4 protein-coding genes are annotated in these 20,275 nt (G+C 49.5%); all 4 read left to right on the plus strand.

The window, feature by feature from the left end; translation table 11 throughout:
• The first annotated feature begins 1 nt into the window (after position 1).
• Positions 2-7,663: a type I polyketide synthase gene (locus Q0991_RS05040; protein ID WP_299486085.1), complete on the plus strand. Its 7,662-nt coding sequence runs from the start codon at positions 2-4 to the stop codon at positions 7,661-7,663.
• Positions 7,660-15,225, plus strand: coding sequence for a type I polyketide synthase (locus tag Q0991_RS05045; RefSeq protein WP_299486087.1), 7,566 nt, complete (start codon positions 7,660-7,662; stop codon positions 15,223-15,225). Before Q0991_RS05040 ends, Q0991_RS05045 begins: the two co-directional genes overlap by 4 nt.
• A gap of 22 nt (positions 15,226-15,247) precedes the next feature.
• Entirely contained in the window at positions 15,248-19,870 is a 4,623-nt protein-coding gene (locus Q0991_RS05050) for a type I polyketide synthase (protein WP_299486089.1), read from the plus strand.
• 79 nt (positions 19,871-19,949) lie between these two features.
• On the plus strand, positions 19,950-20,275 hold a 326-nt coding region (locus tag Q0991_RS05055; protein ID WP_299486091.1), incomplete at its 3' end, for an LLM class flavin-dependent oxidoreductase.

Consider the following 20,275-nt stretch of genomic DNA (forward strand, 5'->3'; position numbering starts at 1 on the left):
CATGATCCAATCTCGCTCGTCTAAATCAATACCTTCGTCTGAAAATCAGTCTAAGAACTACCGTAGTTTATTGCGAGAAGCAACGATTCAGATTCGCAAGTTGCGTACTCAGCTAGACAATATTGAAAAACGCCAAGCAGAGCCCATCGCAATTGTTGGCATGGCTTGTCGCTTCCCTGGTGAGGCAAATACTCCTGAAGCTTACTGGGACTTGCTGCGAAATGGGGTAGACACCGTTGGCAAAGTGCCGACTCAACGTTGGGACATCGACGCCTATTATGACCCTGATCCTGCTGCACCTGGGAAAATGTACACTCGTTCAGGTAGCTTTATTAACCATGTAGATCAGTTTGATCCACAATTTTTTGGGATTTCACCTCGAGAAGCACACAGTTTAGATCCGCAACAGCGGTTATTACTGGAAGTTAGCCACAACGCTTTAGAGAATGCTGGCATTCCCGCTTTTGACCAAAAAGGAAGTGCCACAGGGGTGTTTGTTGGCCTCTGTTTTGATGATTATGCTCAGCGCAGCGTGCGCTCTAGCAATCCAGCCCTGATCGATGCATTTAGTAGTCTGGGGAATACCCGAAGTGTTGCTGCTGGACGGATTGCCTATGTATTTGGATTTCAGGGGCCAACGATGCAGCTGGACACCACCTGCTCGTCATCATTGTTGGCGATTCATTTAGCCTGCCAGAGTTTACGTAATGGGGAATGTAATCTCGCTTTGGCAGGTGGCGTCAACCTAATGCTTTCACCGGAAGCCGCTATTGGTTTTTGTAAGCTTCAGGCTCTGGCACCAGATGGACGATGTAAAACCTTTGATGCGGCGGCTGATGGCTATGGTCGTGGTGAAGGGTGTGGTGTGGTTGTGCTGAAACGGATGTCGGATGCCGTTCATGACCGAGACAATATTCTAGCCCTAATCAAGGGTTCAGCGGTGAATCATGATGGCTCTAGCAACGGCTTAACCGCCCCTAATGGTGCTGCTCAGACAGCGGTCATCCGCCAAGCATTATCCAATGCCCGACTAGATCCAGAACAAATTCAATACGTGGAAGCTCACGGGACCGGGACTTCCCTGGGAGATCCTATTGAGCTCATTGCGTTAGATCAAGCCCTGGACGGTCGCTCAGATCCCCTTTTGGTAGGTTCAGTCAAAACAAACTTTGGTCACCTGGAGGCAGCTGCCGGTGTAGCTGGGTTGATGAAAGTGATTCTTGCATTGCAGCATCAACAAATTCCTCCCCATTTGCACCTCAATACTCCCAATTCTTTCATCCCCTGGGAACGTCTCGCTATTCAAGTGCCGACCCAATTGACTCCCTGGCCAGAAACTTCAGAACCCAAACGGGCAGGTCTGAGCAGTTTTGGGATGAGTGGCACCAACGTGCATCTTATTCTTGAGGAAGCAGTATCTGCTGAAGCGGCCCCCCTGGAAAACCCCTTTTGTGCAAATCCTGAACGCTCCCTTCATCTTTTGACGTTATCTGCCCGAAGTGAATCAGCCCTGAAATCATTGGCCCTGCAGTATCAAGCCTGGTTGATGGAATCTAAGAGCGATTCAGCTGACATTTGCGTTACGTCGAATACAGGGCGCTCTCACTTTACCCATCGATTGGCTGTGAGTGCAGCTAACATCCCCCAACTCGGTCAACAATTAAATCATGCGATTGAGCAGCGATTCTCCCATAATCTTTTGCAACCGGTCTCATCCCACCATCCAAAGATTGGTTTTCTCTTTACTGGACAAGGCTCACAATATGTGAGGATGGGGCAAGAACTCTTTGAGACTGAGCCTGTTTTCCAAGATGCCATTCATCGGTGTGCTGAAATTCTAGAGAAAGACAACATCCCGTTGTTGAAGCTTCTTTACCCAGCTTTAGAATCGTCGACGCTTCCCTCAAAGTACTCAATTCATGACACCACTATTACTCAACCTGCTCTTTTTGCCCTTGAATATGCCCTCGCTAAACTTTGGCAGTTCTGGGGCATTGAGCCTGACTATGTTTTAGGTCATAGCATTGGTGAATATGCAGCGGCCTGCATTGCGGGTGTATTTAGCCTTGAAGATGGACTCAGACTCATCGCTGCACGCGGGCGGTTGATGCAGTCTTTGCCAGAAGGGGGGGGAATGGTGGCGGTGATGGCTGCCTCGGACCCGGTGGCTGAACTGTTATCGGATGGGGTTGAGATCGCAGCAGTGAATGGCCCTCAGAATACGGTCATTTCGGGAGAACTATCAGCTTTAAATCGTGTGGTTACGCAGCTTGAGTCTCGAAACTACAAAATCAAATGGCTTAAGGTTTCCCATGGGTTTCACTCTGCCCTCATGGAGCCAATCCTGGCAGAGTTTCAACAGATTGCCCAAGCGATACAGTATCGTCAGCCCAATATTGACTTTATCTCTAGTGTGACTGGGCAGTCTATGGCGACTGAAATAGGTGAACCCAGCTATTGGGTCAATCAAATTCGTCAACCTGTGCAGTTTTCATTAGCCATGGATACCCTTGCGAATGAAAACTGCAAAATCTTTATTGAGATTGGTCCCCGCCCCACCTTAGTTTCCATGGGACAGCTGTGCATACCGGCAGAGGATAGTCAATGGTTACCTAGCCTATCGCCTGCAAAAGTGCAAAACGATGTCCGTTCTGAAAAAACAGATTGGCAAACGCTGACATCAACATTGAGCCGACTGTATGAGGCAGGCTGTTCAATCAATTGGGCTAACTTTAACAGAAACTGTTCCCGAAAAACCGTACTCTTGCCCAGTTACCCCTTTCAGCGGAAACGCTATTGGTTGGAGACAGCAAGCGAGTCCTCTCCTCCTAACCTGACATCAACCATCCAATATCCTCTATTAGGGCAACAACTCTCCCTCGCAGGAGATACGGTACGATGTTATACCTCATTTTTACAATGGGATAACCCGTTAATTTGGCAGGATCACCGAGTTTTTCAGTCTGTATTAATGCCTGCTGCAGCTTATCTAGAAATGGTTTTAGCCGCAGGCCGAGAGATATACCAAGACGCCAGTTATGAAGTGACCAACGTATCCTTGCTAAAGGGACTATGGCTCAGTGAAAGCAACTCCATTCACCTACAGACATTAGTAAACCGTCAGGAACTCGATCAGTACTCCTTTGAGATTCACAGCCGCCATGAAAATGATTGGGTTCAACATAGTACAGGCAATATACAGTCATCTTCTGCTCAAACAAATCTACCTGGACTCAACTTTAAAGCTATTCAACACAGGCTGACGAATACTCTCTCAAGTGAGCAATTCTATGAGAGATGTGTGGCTCGTGGGATTGAGTATGGCCCATCGTTTCGGGCTGTTCAACAGGTTTGGCTGGGAGATGGAGAGGCGTTAGCTCAGGTCGCCCTTACTCCATCCTCGACGGTCCTTCAATTCCAAATGCATCCGGTGCTATTGGATGCTGGCCTGCAGTTGGCAGGAGCCACGCTAGAAGAAAGTTTAACTCCCTATTTACCGGTAGCTGTTGAACGGTTTTATTGTTGCCAAGCACCGGAAGCGGCCTGGATATATGCTCAAAAACGTCACCAAGCGGTCGCCCAGCCGGTTATTGATGTAACTTGGGTAGACGCTCAGCATCAGACTGTAGCTGTTCTCCAGGGACTAACCTTGCAGGCGGTTGAATCTCCCAATCATCCGACTCAATGGTTTCATCAAGTAGTCTGGGAAAATCAGCCTTTACCCCTAGCACCAGGGGCGTTCTTGGTTTCACCCCAAGCGGTGAGCGATGCGATCGCATCCCAATTCACCCAACTTGTTCAACAGCCTGATTTTCTCACCTACCAAGACTTACAGACTGAATTAAACACCTTGACCTTGGCCTATATTATCCAGGCCTTCTCTCAGTTAGGTTGGACTCCTCAGTCAAATAGACACTACACAAGCAAGGAATTAGCCCATATCCTTGGCATTGTTTCTCGGCATCAAAAACTGTTTAATCATTGCCTAATTTTGTTGCAAAAAGCTCATGTTTTGACCACAGTTAATGGGCTCTGGCAAGTTCCTAATGAATTACCACACATAAATTTAAGAGATCTAGAAGAACGACTTCAAGAAAAGCAGTTATTAAGTACGGAACTTTCCCTATTGCAACGTTGTGGGACAAAACTGGCTTCCGTTTTTCAAGGTCAAGTAAATCCTTTAGATCTATTGTTTCCTCAAGGAAATTTAACTGATCTCGCACAACTCTATCAGAGTTCTGTGGGTGCTCAGGCAATGAATCAATTGTTGCGAAGAGCAATTGCCACAGCTATCGCTCATGTACCTCTAGACCGCCCTCTTCGTGTTCTCGAGATTGGCGCAGGTACAGGTGGCACTACATCTCAGATACTGCCACTACTGGCTGACTTAAGCCACCCCGTCACCTATATCTTCACTGATATTTCCTCTCGGTTTACACGTGCTGCCCGCGACCAATTCCAGAAGTTTTTATTTACGGAATATAAGCTACTAGATATCGAACAATCGCCTGTGGCACAAGGATATAAACCTGATTTTGACCTTGTAATTGCTGCCAATGTTCTCCACGCAACGGCGGATATTCAACAGACCCTAAACCATGTTCGGGAGCTATTAGCTCCAGGTGGTCAATTGTTTTTGCTCGAAGGAACTCAGCCCATGGCTTGGGTTGATTTGATCTTTGGTTTGACTTCTGGCTGGTGGCGATTCAACGATCATGATCTACGACAGGATCACCCTCTGCTTTCAGTTTCACAATGGCACTCAGTACTAAAGGAAGTTGGGTTTAACGAGGTTGTTGCATTAAAAACTGACGACACTTCTCAGGAGTTTGCTCAGACTGTCATTATCGCTCAGTCTGAAACAGCTACATTAAATCACTGGTATCTCTTGGGAAACCTATCATCCATTCGCCCATTAGCATCTCGATTAGAGACCCAACATCAGATTACCAGGACTTTCGATGCTGCCCTTCTCGATATGGCCGAGTTTTTACCTGAGCTTGAGACTATAAATAGCTTTGTTTATATTTTGCCATCAGTCATTGAAGACCACGTGGTAGAGGTGACGGAGAATATCTGTCGACAAATGTTGTCATTGGTACAAGCATTGACACACCATTCTGAGCCTCCCAGGCTCTATGTTGTCAGTGTGGAAAACACAAGAGCTTCTTGTCTTTCCAAGTCATCTCTATGGGGATTTGTTCAAACTTTACAGATGGAGCACCCAGAATTACATTGCACCCATCTGCAAGTGGACAATTTGGACAACCTCGTTGCAGAACTATTATCGGCCTCGCCTGAAACTCAGGTTAAATTCACAACAGGTGTCAGGCAGGTTGCACGCTTAGAATCTTTCACCGAAGATTTATCCAGAAATCCATTCCAAAACTCACCCATTCATTTAGTTACGACTCAAACAGGTACACTGAACGGATTGCAATGGAAGAATACCCAAGTCCGACAGCCCCAAGCCAATGAAGTAACTATTCGCGTTCAGGCTACGGGGCTTAACTTTAAGGATGTGCTAATCGCAATGGGGCAATATCCTGAGGCTGCTCCTCTGGGGTCTGAGTGTGTGGGTGTGGTGATAGAGGTTGGAGCTGACGTCAGCGATCTGCAGCCGGGACAGTTGGTAATGGCCATTGCCTATGGTAGCTTTTCACGGTTTGTTAACGTCCATCGCAATTTAGTGACTCCTGTTCCTCCTAATGTCACCATTACCGAAGCTGCTACGCTACCTGTAGTCTTTTCGGCAACTTACTACGGCCTTTTTTATCTAGCTAAGCTGCAGCCAGGGGAACGGCTCCTCCTCCACGGAGCAACAGGCGGTATCGGTCAAGCCGCAATTCAAATTGCTCAACAGGTGGGGGCAGAGATTTTTGCCACTGCCAGTCCTGATAAGTGGGATGCACTCAAAGCTCTGGGAGTAAGCCACATTATGGAGTCAAGAAGCCTGGGCTTTGCAGACGAGATTATGGCAGAAACTGATGGGCAAGGGGTTGACGTCGTCATTAACGCCCTTCCCGGTGACTTCCGTATTAAAAGTTTAGAGGCGCTAGGAACCCAAGGTCGATTTATTGAGATGGGAAAAGGTGACGGCCTAAAGCCGCACCAAATGACCCAGCTTAGACCAGGCATTCAGCACTTTAACGTTGACATGTCTAGCCTGTGTGCCCACCAGCCTGAGGTAGTCCAGTCGATACTTCTTAAAATTGCCCAACAGATCAATGCGGGGGCATGGATGCCCTTGCCCGCAACGGAATTTTCCCAAAATGATGTAATTCAAGCATTTCGGATGCTGCAGCAGTCTAAACATATAGGCAAGATTGTGGTTACCCAAAATGCAGACTTTCAGATTCCCGATCATGTCTCTGCAACCTCTCCTGAAATTGCACTAAGGTCCGACAGTACATACTTGATTACCGGTGGTTTAGGGGGGCTAGGTTTAACCACGGCTCGATGGATGGTCGATCACGGAGCCAAGCACATTGCCCTTATGAGCCGTCGGGAACCCTCAGATGCCGTTCGTGCTGAAATCAAGATTCTGGAAAACCGGGGCGTTACGATCGATCTGTTATTAGCGGATGTCGCTGACCAAGCTGCCGTGACTAAAGCTCTCAATAGCTTAGAGCAACAACAATTAGTCTTTCCAGGCGGGCTGCGGGGGATTATACACGGTGCAGGTGTGCTGGAGGACAGCTTCATCCAGCAGATGGACTGGTCACAGTTTAAAAAAGTACTTGCTCCCAAACTTTCAGGGGCCTGGAACCTGCATACATTAACTCGAAATAGCGATTTAGATTTCTTTGTTCTATTTTCTTCGGCAGCAGCCTTGCTCGGTTCCCCTGGGCAAGCTAATCATGCTGCGGCTAATGCCTTTCTAGACGGTCTGGCCCGCTATCGTCAACAGATGGGGTTGCCCGGTTTAAGTATCAATTGGGGTGCTTGGTCATCCGTGGGGTCGGCGCTGAAGTATCAGCAACAGGGCACTCTTCATAAACTGACGGGTGTAGAGGTGATTACCCCTGAGCAGGGACTCGCCAAGCTGGAGCAAATTTGGTCTACGTCATCTGCCCAGGTAGGTGTTGTTCCGATTAACTGGTCGGTATTTTTAACTCAGTTTCTAGTCAACGATCTTCTGTTCTTCCAAACGGTGCAGGCTGCTCTCCCCTCCTCTGCCTCCTCGCATCAGTCCCACGTCCCTGCATCTCAACCTTTCCTGGAGCAGCTTAAAGCCACACATGCTGAACAACAACGGCAGCTTTTAGATACCTATGTTTGTCAACAAGTTTGCTGCACGCTGGGATTTCGGGTGGAGGAACTGGACCTGAATGCTGGCTTCTTTGATTTGGGCATGGATTCGCTGACGGCTTTGGAACTGAAGAATAATCTACAGAGTAATTTAGGACTCTCTTTACCGAGCACATTGGTGTTTGACTATCCCACCGTGGCGACACTGCTGGATTATCTTGCAACAATGCTACTAAAAGCTGAGATCAAACCTGCTTCAGCCTCTGCCATTCATCAGGGGCAAGGCCACATTGATACGGTAGAAAAATCAATAGAAACATCGTCATTGCCATCGGGGAATACCTTAGCGGTACTGATGGATGAAAAGCTAGCCGATATTGAAGCGTTACTTGGCGAGGGAGACGCATCATGAGTAACCCGTCTCTTCAGGACCACAGCAGCACTAATGACCAGCGCATGGCTCGTGCTCTACAAGCGATTGAAAAATTGCAGGCTAAACTCATCACCGTTGAATCTGCTCGTACCGAGCCTATTGCCATCGTGGGCATAGGCTGTCGATTCCCAGGAGAGGCGGATAGCCCAGAGGCGTTTTGGCAACTGTTGAAACAGGGGCGGGACGCGATTACCGAAGTTCCAAGCGATCGCTGGGATGCCGATGCCTACTACGACCCTAATCCTGATGCACCGGGCAAGATCGTCACCCGTAACGGTGGCTTTGTAGGGCACCTCCAGGAGTTCGATGCCGCTTTCTTTGGCCTCTCACCTCGGGAAGCAGTCAGCGTCGATCCGCAGCAGCGCTTACTGCTAGAGGTGAGCTGGGAGGCGATGGAGCACGGAAGCATGGTGCCTGACCAGTGGCGCTCTCGACCTGTGGGTGTATTTGTCGGCATCAGCAGCAACGACTATTCCCAGCATCTTTCGCAACGGCCTGACACCGATATTGATGCCTACCTAGCCACCGGCAACGCCCACAGCGTTGCGGCAGGGCGACTGTCCTATAGCCTCGGGTTCACCGGGCCGAGCTTAGTGGTGGATACGGCCTGCTCGTCCTCTCTCGTGGCGGTGCATCTTGCTTGTCAGAGTTTGCGCAACCAAAACTGCGAGGTGGCTCTTGCAGGGGGCGTCAATCGCATTCTGGCCCCAGAATATAGTATTACCTTCTCTAAGGCCCATATGCTGGCCCCGGATGGTCGCTGTAAAACCTTTGACGCGGCGGCTGATGGCTTTGCGCGGGGTGAAGGCTGTGGCGTTGTGGTCCTCAAGCGGCTTTCGGATGCAGTGGCCCAGGGAGATCGCGTCCTAGCGCTCATTCGCGGCAGTGCCGTCAACCAGGATGGACCCAGTAGTGGTTTAACGGTCCCCCACGGTCCTTCGCAACAGGCTGTGATTCGTCAGGCTTTAGATAACGCTGGAGTAGAACCAGGGCAAATCAGCTATATTGAAGCCCACGGCACTGGAACTGCGCTAGGCGACCCCATTGAAGTGGGAGCATTGGGTGCTGTATTTGGCTCTAACCATACTGAGCAGCAACCGCTCCACCTTGGCTCGGTGAAAACCAATATCGGCCACCTAGAGGCAGCGGCTGGCATTGCGGGGCTAATCAAGGTGGTGCTGTCAATGCAGTATCAAACCCTACCGCCTCATCTCCATTTCAACGAACCCAGTCCCCATATTGATTGGTCGGCATTGCCCATTCAGGTCACCCAGCAGTCGCTTGCTTGGCCTGCTGCCCCAACTTCGGAAGCCAAGCAGGCAAACCGATTCGCAGGCGTTAGCTCCTTTGGCTTCAGCGGCACCAATGCCCATGTCGTCATTGAGTCGGCCACTCCTTCAGCGTCTGTGCCCGTTCAGTCGCAAACAGGACCTCCCTATCTGCTGACCCTGTCTGCTAGGGATCCAGAGGCGCTGCAGGCGTTAGCTCATCGCTATGTAGACCACCTCACTCAGCCAGAGATCGCCCTTAAGGATCTGTGCTGGAGCGCTTGGGCCTTGCGATCTCACCATCCTTACCGCCTCGCCATTGTCGCTGACTCTCTTGAAAACGCCCAGGCTCAGCTCAGCGCCTTTGCGGAGGATCAAGCTCCTCAAGCCATCACTGACAAGGCCAGCCAGCGTCCGCTTAAAATTGCCTTTCTGTTCACGGGGCAAGGGGCGCAGTACGTCAATATGGGCCGCCAGCTTTACGAAAGTGAACCTGTGTTCCGAGAGACTATTGAGCACTGCGCTGAGGTTCTTACTGCGGAAAGTATTGACCTAATCAAGCTACTTTATCCAGAAGAGAACCAACAGGAATCCGGGACATTTCTCAATCAAACGGCTAATACCCAACCTGCGCTGTTTGCGATCGCCTATGCCCTCACTGAACTTTGGCGGTCCTGGGGCGTTCAGCCCATCGGTGTTTTGGGCCATAGCATTGGCGAGTATGCAGCAGCCTGTGCGGCTGGGGTTATGGACTGGGACGCTGGACTAAAGCTGATTGCAGCCCGAGGACGACTGATGCAGGCGCTGCCCAGCGGCGGCATGGCGGCAGTGATCGCCTCACCGGAACAGGTTGAGCCTTATCTGAACGATGGCGTTGCGATCGCGGCTGAGAACGGTCCCACTAGCACCGTTCTCTCTGGTGATCAGGTTGCTCTAAATCAGGTCCTGGAGTCCCTAGAAAAACAAGGGATGCAAACCAAACACCTTCAAGTGTCTCATGGCTTCCACTCTCATCTGATGGAGCCAATGCTTGAAGATTTTGAGGCCATTGCTGAAAAGGTTCAATTCCAGCGCCCCAAGGTCGAGATGATTTCCACGGTGACGGGGCAACCCATTGGTGAAGAAATCACTCAGGCTGACTATTGGGTTCGCCATATACGTCAGCCCGTCAAGTTTTGGCAGGGAATAGATCGCCTTGCAAACAATAACTACGACATTCTGCTTGAAATTGGACCCAAGCCGACGCTGATTGCGTTGGGACAAGGGTGTTTACCGGATCGTTCTGGGAAATGGTTGCCGAGCCTGTGGCCGAAACGCGATCGCTTCCCCTCAGATCATCATACAATGTTGGCTAGTCTCGGACAGCTTTACGTATCAGGTGCTCCAGCTCGGTGGCCCGATGAAACCGGTCAACGAGTTTCATTACCCACCTACCCATTTCAGCGACAGCGATATTGGATTGATATTGAGACTTGCAATGCTCAACGACAGACTCAGCAACATCCAATTTTAGGGGAGCGATTAAATCTCGCCCGAAGTGAATCCATTGTCTTTGAGGGTGAAATTAGCTCTACCCTGGTGCCTTTTCTAGAGGAGCATCAGGTATTTGGAATTCCAGTCCTACCTGCGGTGGGCTACCTAGAAATGGTTTTAGCTGCTGCAGATAGCGCAGATGCGGGTCTCACTGCGATCACTTTCCAGAATGCGCTATTGCTCGATCAACCCAAAACAGTTCAACTGATTCTTTCGCCCGGAACTAAACATCAAAGATTTGAAATATTCAGCCTGTCTGCTAAGAAAGAGTGGGTTCTACATGCCAGTGGTCACTTAATACCCGCTCCTCATCAGGCACATCAGGAAGAACCATTTACCTTAATGGAAATGCAGGCTGTCTGCTCAGAGGAGAAATCTGTTACCCACTGCTACGAGTGGTTATCGATGCGAAGGATAACCTACGGTGAGAACTTCCGTGCCCTGAAGCAGATTTGGATAGGCGATAATCAAGCGTTGAGTCGCCTCCAACTGCCACCAGCTCTATCGTCTACGCTGGCAGACTATCAACTACACCCGGTTCTCCTAGATGCTTGCCTACAAAGTATTGCTGCCATATTCATTGACTTAACTCAAACTGATACTTATTTACCCGCAGCAGTGGAATTGGTTTCCATTACAGGGCAAATAGCTTCTGAACTATGGAGTCATATTCAGGTCAAGAGACGAGAGAACTATCTTCTTGCAGATATTCATTTGTGGACGATCACTGGTGACTATCTCGGCATTATTAAGGGGCTCCAGCTTCAGCCTGCCAGTGTTGAGCGCATACTTGGCTCTAATGCGACCCTAGAAGACTCACTGGAAAACTGGTTTTACAAACTTGATTGGAAGGTTGAACCACTGACTCAGTTGGCGTCATCCACTACAATCATCCAGAAAATTTATCCATATTATTCTGCAGCTCTGACTGAACCTGCGATTCAGAGATACCAAAACTTATTGCCCAAATTAGAAAATCTGAGTTTGGGGTATATGGTGACGGCGCTAAACATTCTCAACGGTGTCGAAACCCTTCCTACAGAATTTGATGTTGCTGAATTAATAGATCAGGGGAATGTTGACCCTCGGCAAAAACGATTATTCCAGCACCTACTGGAATTAGTTGTCAACCATCCACCTTATGAGGGTGGACAGCAACAGGTTATCTCACAATCGGAAACATTACTTAGCCAGCATCCAGAAGCTAAAGCTGAACTGACTTTAATCCAGCGATGCGGAGAACATTTGGCAGGTGTTCTGCAGGGCAGTATTGATCCACTAACGCTCCTTTTCCCAGCAGGTGATCTGTCAGACCTGACACATCTTTATCAGTCCTCACCGGGGGCTCAACTGATGAATGATTTGGTGCGGCAAGCGGTGATGGCTGCTATCGCCCCTCTATCTCGTCTCCCTCGCATTCTGGAGATCGGTGGCGGCACAGGCGGCACGACAGCCCATCTCTTGCCACATTTGGGCCAGGCTGAGTACGTTTTCACAGATATTTCTCCGCTGTTTTTGGCTAAGGCCAAGAAGCGCTTTGCTGACTATGACACCGTTCTATATCAAACGCTAGATATTGAGCAGTCTCCTGAGAGCCAAGGCTTTGAAGCCCACGCCTATGATCTGGTCATTGCCTCAAATGTACTTCATGCCACAGAAGATTTGGAGCGGACATTAGGGCATGTGCGATCTCTTCTAACATCAGATGGTCAGTTGGTGCTCCTAGAGGGTACGCAGCCCTTAGCTTGGCTAGATCTGATCTTTGGCATGACTGAAGGCTGGTGGAAACGGCCTGAATATCCACTCCTGTCGGTTTCGCGATGGCAATCTCAGCTTCAAGCGGCTGGATTTGAGGATATCGTTGCTTTAACTCCTGATCAGGAGGCAGAAAGTATTCTAGCGCAGTCTGTCATCATCGCCACATCACCTCTGGTTAAGACAACGGCTCCACTACTGCTAGCGGCTCCCTCCAGTGAACTTGGCAAAACCCTATCAGACACGATTGATGCTCGTTTAATTGGCTTAGAGACTGATCTAACTCCACGGACTCCTATCCCAGAAACCATTGATCCACTTAGTTTTGAGGCATTTGAGACTCTGCTGGCAACGTTTGGAGATCAACAGCTAGAACAAATTATTTACTTAGTTGGTAGCCCGGAGCCAGAGGAGCCTATAGAAACTTACACCCAACACATCCTTATGGGGCTTCTCCATCTGGTACAAACACTGACCCAAACATCAGAAGCAATGCCCAAGCTCACCCTTGTCACCCAGGGAAGTGTGGATGGATTAGGGCATCCAGCCGTAGCATCGGCCTGGGGTCTTGGTCGCGTGATCGAGCTGGAATATCCCAGCCTACATTGTTGCCGGATTGATCTTGATCCGACAATGGCTATAGCGCAACAGGTGGAGATCATTTACCGCGAGTTACAGCTAGAGCAGGAGGCGGGTGCAATCTCCTATCAGCAAAGTCAACGACGTGTTGCACGGCTAGGCCCAGCTAAACCAATTACCCCTCAAATTCCCGCAGAGCCGTTTCAGCTTACCCTCTCAAGTAAAGGAACGCCTGATAACCTCCAGATTGTTACCTCTGTTCGACAGCAACCTGGTCCTGGTGAAGTCGAAATTCAGGTTAAGGCTGCTGGCCTTAACTTCATTGATGTGCTGGATGCGCTGGGGCTACTGCCCTTTGATCGCGATTTGCTCGGCGTCGAATGCACAGGCCAGATTGTCAGGATTGGTGAAGGAGTTGATGCGTTTCAGGTTGGCGATCCAGTGATAGCGCTGGCTCCTGGCAGCTTTCGGCAGTACATCACGGTGCCAATAGTGCTGATAGGACATCAACCCCAGACTTTAAGCACTATGGAGGCAGCGACGATTCCGACAAACTTTTTGACCGCTGACTATGCGTTGCGTCAGGTAGCTCAACTCCAGCCAGGTGAACGAATTCTCATCCATGCCGCCGCTGGAGGGACCGGAATGGCGGCTGTAAAAATTGCCCAGCAAATCGGCGCAGAGGTATACACCACTGCCAGTCCAGGAAAATGGGAGGCATTACGAATCCAAGGGGTTACCCAGATCATGAACTCTCGCACTCTGGATTTTGCTGATGAAATTATTGTCAAAACTAACGGCCAGGGCGTCAACGTGGTCCTTAGCTCGCTATCAGGTGAATTTATCCCTAAGGGACTATCAGTGCTGGCTCCACAGGGACGGTTTCTGGAAATCGGCAAGCGCGATATCTGGACAGCAGAGCAGGTTGCTGAGGTCAGACCAGATGTAGCCTATCACCTAATTGATTTGATGACGGTTGCTCACACTCAACCAGATCAGATTCAAGTGATGCTGCAGAGTCTTCAACAGCAATTTGAAGAGAAAGCGTTGACCCCGGTTCCCTATCAAGTTTTCCCGATAACTGAGGCAAGCCAAGCATTCCGTTGCATGCAGCAGGCGCAACACATTGGTAAGATAGTGCTTGATTTTGAGCCTGATCCACCCATATCCATTCAGGCCGATGCAACTTATTTGCTCACAGGGGGGCTAGGCGGGCTAGGGCTCTCAACCGCTGAATGGCTGGTGGAACAAGGGGCACGTCATCTAGCTCTGGTGAGTCGTCGTACAGAACTTTCTGCGGATGTCACCACTGCAGTTGAACGGCTCCGACAGCAGGGGACTTCGGTGGCCCTACTCCAGGCAGATGTGGCCAATCGAGCGCAGCTAGATAGAGCCTTGGCACAGGTTCGCGATACTCTACCGCCATTGCGCGGTGTGATTCATGCTGCTGGAATCCTAGAAGATGGGGTATTGCAGCAGCTTACTTGGGAACAGATGCAAACTGTACTCGCACCTAAAATTTGGGGCGCGTGGAATCTCCATGAGCTGACAAAAAAGCAATCCCTCGATTTGTTTGTCCTATATTCATCGGCAGCCGCATTGCTGGGTTCTCCGGGTCAGGGCAGCCATGTGGCAGCCAACAGCTTCTTAGATGCGCTGGCTCACCATCGGCGACAGTTAGGGTTACCAGCATTGAGCATTAATTGGGGACCTTGGTCTGAGGTAGGTTCGGCTGCTACAAGAGTTATTCACAAGCAGATGCAGGCGAAAGGGGTAGGAGCGATTACATCTTATCAAGGTAAGCAAGCTCTCTCTCAATTGTTTTACAAAAACACTTTATCCCAGGTAGGTGTCATCCCAATTCACTGGTCTCGGTTCCGTATGAGTGTCAATCGTGATTCGTTCTTTACTAACTTTAACCAGCCAGAATTTAGTCAGTTCCCATCTGGTCAGACTCCTGCTCAAAAGTCACAGGCCGACTGGCGATTTATACTCCAGACACTACCTCATCGACAACGTACTGGATTTATAGCTCAGGAGCTCCAGATTGAAGTTGCCAAGATATTGGGGTTGCCTAGTTCTCAAAATCTTGACCCCGTGACCAGCTTTTTTGATATGGGCATGGATTCCTTGATGGCTGTTGAGTTGAAGAACCAGTTGGATCTTCATCTTGGCACTCCTGTTGCATCTACTGATATCTTTGAATTCCCGAATATACGTGCTTTAGCGACTCATTTGGTTGAGACCCTAGATGTGCCTACCTCTCCAATTGATTCTGACAAAGCTGCAGCGCAATTCCTAGCAGTCGAGCAGTCACCTTTGACTGAGCCGAGCCTTGCAGCTGATGCTGCTTCAGATATTGAACAAGAGTTAGACGCCATTGAGACCCTATTAGGTCGGTCATAAGTTGTTATAGAGTTTCTTTCCTATGAGTGACACCCTAAACATTACCAACACTACTTCTGAACGGGTCTTTCGAGCCCTAAAAGAAGCACGATCCAAGCTCGAAGCCATTGAAGAGGCTAGAAAGGAGCAAATTGCCATTATTGGTATGGCCGGCAAGTTTCCCGGTGCAGATAACTTAGATGAGTTTTGGGAATTACTGGTCCAGGGTAGATCTGGCATTCGCATGCTTTCAGAGACGGAATTATTAGAAGCTGGAGTCCCCGAATCGACCTTTACCCAACCTAATTATGTTCCAGCCTACGCTAGCTTTACTGATCCGACGCAGTTTGATGCCCATTTCTTTGGTTACTCCCCCCGAGAAGCAGAGCTGATTGATCCTCAACACCGTGTGTTTCTGGAATGTGCCTGGGCAGCTCTAGAGAATGCGGGGTACGACAGTCACCAATATGACGGCACCATTGGTGTATATGGTGGGGCTGCCCTCAATAGCTATCTAGTTAATCTGTATGCGAATGCCACCGTTAGAGATTCAGTAGACCCAGTACAGGCGGTGATCAGTAATGTTATGGGACTTATGCCCACTCGGGTTTCCTATCAGCTTGATCTGAAGGGACCAAGTTGTGGCATTCAAACAGGATGCTCTACCGCTCTGGTGGCAGTGCATACAGCCTGTCAAAGTCTTTTGCACCATGAATGCGATATGGCTCTAGCAGGGGGAGTGACCGTTAGTAGTGCGATCCCTCAGGGGTATTTATATCAACCCGATGGCATTGCTGCACCTGATGGTGTATGCCGTGCCTTTGATGCTATGGGACAAGGGACCTTATTTGGTAATGGGGTCGGGTTGGTCGTTCTGAAGCGGCTCCAGGCAGCTGTGAGAGATGGTGACCATATCTATGCTGTGATCAAAGGCTCCGCGATTAATAACGATGGGGCTGATAAAGTGGGTCTCACTGCGCCCAGCATTTCTGGCCAAGCTGCTGTGATTCAAGCTGCTTTTGATCAAGCTGGCATTGACCCTAGCACTCTCAGCTATATCGAGGGGCATGGAACAGGGACCCCTCTTGGGGACCCTATCGAGATAGCAGCCTTAAACAAGGTATTTAACCGGGCTTCCTCAAGGCCTTGCGCTTTGGGTTCAGTCAAAACGAATGTGGGGCATTTGGATGCGGCAGCTGGAGTAGCTGGGTTGATTAAAACGGTACTGGCTATGCAGAACCGGGTTCTGCCGCCCAGCCTCAATTTTAAGGCGCCAAACCCTCGCATTGCTTTCGAGCAGGGTCCATTTGTTGTTAACGATCGCTGTACAGACTGGGTCAGTACCGAGGTGCCAAGGAGGGCTGGGGTTAGTTCCTTTGGCATGGGAGGAACCAACGCTCATGTCATTTTAGAAGAAGCACCCGTACCAAAGTCCACTAACAAAGCTCGGCCTTGGCAAATGCTGACGTTATCGGCAAAAACGCCAACTGCCTTAATGCAGATGCGCCAGCAATTGGCAACTCACTTAAAAGATCATCCGGAACAGGACTTAGCAGATATTGCTTACACACTCCAGATTGGTCGTCGTTCTTGGCCCCATCGCCAGATTTGCTTGTGTCAGACGACTACAGAAGCCATCGAGTTACTCAATCAGGCTGACTCTCCCCTTTGCCTGAGTCAAACGGCCCATTCAGAAACCCACAGCATCGTGTTTATGTTCTCTGGGCAGGGAGCACAGCACGTTAATATGGGCCGCGATCTGTACGAGACTGAGCCTGTTTTCCGCCAAGCCATGGCCCAGTGTGCCGATCTACTTGGCTCCGACTTCCCCCTTTTAGAGATACTCTATGGGGTTAAGAGAGACCGACCCGAGACTCAATCTAGCTACCCTTTGACCCATACAGCTAACGCTCAACCGACCTTATTTGCGGTTGAGTATGCGCTAGCTAAATTGTGGCTGTCCTGGGGGATTCAGCCTAAGGCGCTCATTGGCCACAGCATTGGTGAATATGTGGCAGCTTGTATTGCTGGGGTGTTTTCGTTGGCAGATGCCCTGGCTTTGGTGACCCAACGGGGCCGAATCATGCAGTCCTGTTCTCCAGGGGCAATGCTGTCGATTCTGCAGCCCGCAAGTTCCGTGAGAACATACCTGCCCGTGGGAGCGGAAATTGCAGTGATCAATAGCCCCCAAACCTGTGTGGTGTCTGGACCCATAAGGGTGATTGAAGCATTGCGATCGCAGTTGGAATCCCAATCTATTCCCTGTCGTCGCCTCGAAACCTCTCATGCTTTTCACTCTGCCTCGATGGATTCGGCCCTAGGCGAGTTTGGGCAGGTCCTGCAAAAAGTAGCACTCCATCCCCCTCAAATTGAGATTATCTCTAACGTGACGGGGACTTGGCTAACGGATACTGAGGCGACGAGTCCTGATTACTGGCTACGTCATTTGCGACATACCGTCCACTTTAGCCAAGGCATTACTGAACTTCTTCATCTCGACCATCCGATCTTTCTAGAGATTGGCCCAGGACATACCCTTACCAAATTGGTGCAACAGCATTTGGCACCCGAACAACGCCATATCCCTGCCCTGCAATCATTGCCCCATCCACGGGAGAATCAAGCTGACCTCGTCACCATGATGATGACCCTAGGTAAACTGTGGTTGACGGGCATAACCGATTTTTGGCAGGACTTTCACGCATCGACCCAGCGGCAGCGATTACCCCTGCCCACCTATCCTTTTGAACACCAGTCCTACTGGATTCCCCTAGAGCAAGATGCACCTGCACAAGTCACTCCAGAGGATGAATCTTCTAAAAAACCAGACCTCTCGGATTGGTTCTATCTCCCCACTTGGAAGCGATTGCCTCTTATTGAGCCTCCCTCAAATCGTCTGGATAGCTGCTGGCTAATTTTTACGGATGGGGTCCGACGAGAAAGTCTTTGGTCGTCCCTAGAGGACCAAATCAACAACCTCACTTGGGTAACCCCAGGAGACGAATTTTTATCTCAAAATAATGTCTATACATTGAATCCTCATCAGGCAAACGATTATCAGTTACTCTTACAAGCCTTACAAGGTGAATCCATTACTCAAGTTGTATATGACTGGGGGGGAATACAGGCTCTAGCTCATCTCGATCCCCTCGAATCATTACTTCACCTTATCCAATCCTTGTCAGGTCAGAAAACGACGCTGAGCTTGATCACCACTAACGTTCAGAATGTCACAGGGACAGAGTCGATCAATCCTCTGATGGCTAAAATTCTGGGTTTTGGCCAGGTAATTTCCCAAGAATATCCACAGCTACGTAGCCGTTTTATCGATATTGATGATTCCTGCTCACCCCCTATGGTGACAAAACTGGGTCAGGAATTGCGGCAGGAATACAATCCGGAACAGCGGATACTAGCCTACCGAGAGGGGCATCGTTGGGTCCAAACCTATGACACCCTGCCTTTGCCACCTCACCAATCTTCATTACTCAAGCCTGGGGGAACCTATCTCATTGCGGGAGATATAGTTGAAGGTCTGGGAACAGTGTATGCCAAGGCTCTAGTTCAAGATCTTGACGCCAAACTCATTTTGGTGGGTCGTCCAGGCTTGCCTGCAGCCAGCGATTGGGAAAAATGGCTATTGACCCACGGCCCCCAACATAGCGTCAGTCGATTGATTCGGCAGTTGCAAGCTTTGGGAACCGAAGGTGAAACATTTCTGTGGTTTAGTGGGGATCTCACCGATCTTGACTGGACGCAAGCAACGCTTCACCACGGGCTTGAACGCTTTGGTCCTATTGTCGGCGTTTTCCATACCGATGTAATGGGAGATCAGGCCAGTTGCGCAATGGCGGAATTGGATGCAGCGGCCTGCGATCGCATCTGTCGCACCAAAGTAGAGGGGATTCAAGTTCTTCAACAAGCCCTTTCCCCTTCTCCGGTAGACTTTTATCTGCTCCAGTCGTCCTTGTCTAGCATTGTGGGTGGCATTGGTTTCGGTGCCTATGCGGCTGCAAACGGTTACCTCGATGCGTTCGCTCAGCAGCAACACAATCAAACCACCCAATGGCTAAGTCTGAATTGGGATGCTTGTGAGCTAGACAAACCGGCCACGCAGACCCAATCAACTTTAATGAGTTCAGCGATGTCCGCAGATGAAGTCTGGGAAGTTACACAGCGAGCGTTATCTCAATCAAGTTGTCCTCAACTAATTATTTCACCTCGCAGCCTTCAAGCCAGACTTGATAAAGCCTTTGTTGCTGCTCCTGAAAAGGTAGATAACTTCGTTTCCGACGTCGGTTCCGCTTCCCATACCCGTCCTCCATTGTCAACGCCTTATGTAGCCCCTACGAATGAGGTTGAACAAACCGTAGCCCTGGCCATGGGAGAGCTATTAGGCATTGAAGCGGTTGGGATTAACGATAACTTTTTTGAGCTAGGAGGGCATTCTCTGCTCGCAATACAGGCTGTCACTCGCTTACGACAAGAGTTTCAAGTTGATCTGCCCATGCGTGCCTTTCTCTTTGAAGCCCCAACGGTTGCAGGCATTGCCAAAATCATTACTGAAAATCAGATTATTTTATCTGATGACACTCAATCAACACTGGAGGACTTACTAGGTCAAATTGAGAATATGCCCCTTGAAGAAGTGGAAAAGAAATTATAATTTTCCGTGCATACCAAAAACAATTTATCAAATCAAAAACTTGAAATCATCAAAATATCTTATTAAAGAATTAAAAACCATGAAATTTAGTTTGTTCTATTTTGACGGGGATGGGTTAACCTCACAAGATGACCCGTATAAACTATTAATTGAAAGCTCTAAATTTGCCGATCAAAATGGTTTTAGTGCCGTTTGGACCCCTGAAAGACATTTTCATGCCTTTGGTGGACTCTATCCTAATCCAGCAATGACTAGTGCAGCACTTGCAATGGTCACTGAAAAGATTCAACTGCGGGCCGGCAGTGTCGTGCTACCCCTACATCATCCAGTCCGGGTGGCTGAGGATTGGGCCGTAGTCGATCAACTGTCTGGAGGACGGGTGGCGATCGCCTTTGCTTCGGGCTG

The sequence above is a fragment of the Acaryochloris sp. IP29b_bin.137 genome (assembly GCF_028285745.1).
Classification (GTDB): domain Bacteria; phylum Cyanobacteriota; class Cyanobacteriia; order Thermosynechococcales; family Thermosynechococcaceae; genus Acaryochloris.